Below are 2,409 nucleotides of genomic sequence, written 5' to 3'. Positions count from 1 at the left end.
GGTTCAGCGTGGGCACCACCTTGCCGGGGTTGAGCAGCTCGGCCGGGTCGAAGGCCCGCTTGAGCGCGCGCATCTGCTCCAACTCCTCGGGCGAGAACTGCACGCACATCGAATTGAGTTTTTCCACGCCCACCCCATGCTCGCCGGTGACGGTGCCGCCCAGGGCCACGCTGGTTTCGAGGATGTCCGCGCCGAAGCGCTCGCAGCGCTGCAGTTGGTCGGGGTCGTTGGCATCGAACAGGATCAGCGGGTGCAGGTTGCCGTCGCCGGCATGAAAGACATTGGCGCAGCGCAGGCCGTATTTCTTTTCCATCTGCTGAATCGCCAGCAGGATGTCGGCCAGGCGCTTGCGCGGGATGGTCGAGTCCATGCACATGTAGTCGGGGCTGATGCGGCCGCTGGCGGGGAAGGCGTTCTTGCGACCGCTCCAGAACTTCAGCCGCTGCGCCTCGTCCTTGCTCACCTCGACGCGGGTGGCGCCCGAGGCGACGAGCACGTCCAGCATGCGCGCAATCTCCTCGGCCACCTCCTCGGGGGTGCCGTCGCTCTCGCACAGCAAGATGGCCTGAGCATTGAGGTCATAGCCGGCATGCACGAAGTCCTCGACGGCGGCCGTCATCGGCTTGTCCATCATCTCCAGCCCGGCGGGGATGATGCCGGCGGCGATCACGTTGGCCACCGCGTCGCCGGCTTTGCGGATGTCGTCGAAGCTGGCCATGATGCAGCGCGCCAGTTGCGGCCGGGGCACGAGCCGGACGGTCACCTCGGTGACCACACCAAGCATGCCCTCGCTGCCGATGAAGACGGCCAGCAGGTCCAGGCCCGGGGCGTCCAGCGCCTCGCTGCCCAGTTCCAGCGGCTCGCCTTCCACGGTGTAGCCGCGCACCCGCAGCACGTTGTGCACGGTCAGCCCGTACTTCAGGCAGTGCACACCGCCGGAGTTCTCGGCCACGTTGCCGCCGATGGTGCAGGCGATCTGGCTGCTCGGATCGGGCGCGTAGTACAGCCCGTAGGGCGCGGCCGCCTCGCTGATGGCCAGGTTGCGCACGCCCGACTGCACCACGGCGATCCGTGCATGCGGGTCGATGCGCACGATGCGGTTGAACTTCGCCAGGCTCAGCGTCACGCCCAGGCGGTGGGGCAGGGCGCCGCCCGACAGCCCGGTGCCGGCGCCGCGCGCCACCACCGGCACCTGCAGCCGATGGCAGGTGCGCAGCACCGCGGCCACCTGCTCTTCGGTCTCGGGCAGGGCCACGACCAGCGGCTGCTCGCGGTAGGCGGTCAGCCCGTCGCATTCGTAAGGCGTGGTGTCCTCACGATGCCACAGCAGGGCATGCGCGGGCAGCACCTGCGACAAGGCCTGCACCACCTCGGCCTGGCGCCGCGTTCGCTCGCCCGAGTCATCGTCTGCGGCCCGGGCCGCGGGCGGCAAGGGAGCATTCATCGGGGGTCTCCTCGTAGTGCCGACAATGTAACGTGACCGGCTGAGCGCAGGCTGAACGGCCGTGGGCTTTGAGGCATCATTTCACTTTTGACTCCACATGCATCAAGGTGCGGCCTGCGGGCCGCGGCCAGCGCCGCACATGCTTTCTTCCCCTGCCTCGAAGTCCTTGGCGCTGTGCCCTGGCGCCTCGGTGGGCTTGGCCCTGGTTTTTCTGGGGCTGGCTCACCTGGTCTGGGCTGTTTTACCGGCGCCGGCCACCATGGCCCTGATGAGCGAGCATGGCCCCGTCGAGGGGCTCAACGCCGCCCTGTACGTGGTGGCTGCCTTCCTGATCGTGGCGTGGCGGCGGCCCGAAGACGACTGGCGTCTGTGGGTCTCGCTGGTCGTGGTGATGCTGGCTTTTGCCGCACGTGAGATGGACTGGCACAAAGCCTTCACCGGCACGAGCGTGCTCAAGTTCAGCTTTTTCCTGCGCGACGGGCAGCCTCTGCACCGGGTCGTGGCCGCCCTGGTGCTGGGGCCGGTGGCGCTGGCCTGTGCGCACCTCGTCGTGCGGCACGGCCCGCGCGTGCTGCGCGGCCTGCGCCGCGGCGACCCGCTGGCCGTCACGGTGCTCACCTTCGCGGTGACGCTGGTGGTGGGCAAGGTGGCCGACCGCGCCCCGGCCATCCTGGCCGAAGAGCACGGCATCGTGCTCGGGGCCACCGTGCGGGCCTGGCAGACCGCCATCGAAGAGGTGATGGAGCTGGCCCTGGCCTTTCTGGTGGCCTTGGGCGCCTGGCAGCACCGCTCTCGCGATCCGCGGGCCTGATCCGGGTTTCAGCGCTGCCCGGCCCGGGCCTTGCGCCGCGTGCGCGGGGCCGCTGCCGCGGAGGCCGGGGCGGCCTTGGGGGCCGCCGCCTGCAGGGCCGCCTTCCCGGCCCGGGCCGCCTGACCGGCGGCCCCCGCGGCGCCTGAATTGATCG

General features: G+C 69.9%; 2 protein-coding genes. One reads left to right on the top strand and one right to left on the bottom strand.

The window, feature by feature from the left end; all coding sequences use genetic code 11:
- On the bottom strand, positions 1–1,444 hold a 1,444-nt coding region (locus tag ACK42S_RS17430; RefSeq protein WP_409710578.1), incomplete at its 3' end, for an FAD-linked oxidase C-terminal domain-containing protein.
- Between the two features lie 139 nt (positions 1,445–1,583).
- On the opposite strand from ACK42S_RS17430, the gene ACK42S_RS17425 reads away from it, so the two are divergent.
- Positions 1,584–2,255, top strand: coding sequence for a hypothetical protein (locus ACK42S_RS17425; RefSeq protein WP_409710575.1), 672 nt, complete (start codon positions 1,584–1,586; stop codon positions 2,253–2,255).
- Positions 2,256–2,409: the final 154 nt, after the last annotated feature.

This window comes from Caldimonas sp. (genome assembly GCF_046289365.1).
Classification (GTDB): domain Bacteria; phylum Pseudomonadota; class Gammaproteobacteria; order Burkholderiales; family Burkholderiaceae_C; genus Caldimonas.
Note: the sequence above shows the minus strand (reverse complement) of the source record. Positions and strands in the feature narration are given on the sequence as shown.

What these genes read in the sequence shown, in the direction of transcription:
- ACK42S_RS17425 (WP_409710575.1), top strand. Translation starts at nt 1,584, where the DNA reads ATGCTTTCTTCCCCTGCCTCGAAGTCCTTGGCGCTGTGCCCTGGCGCC.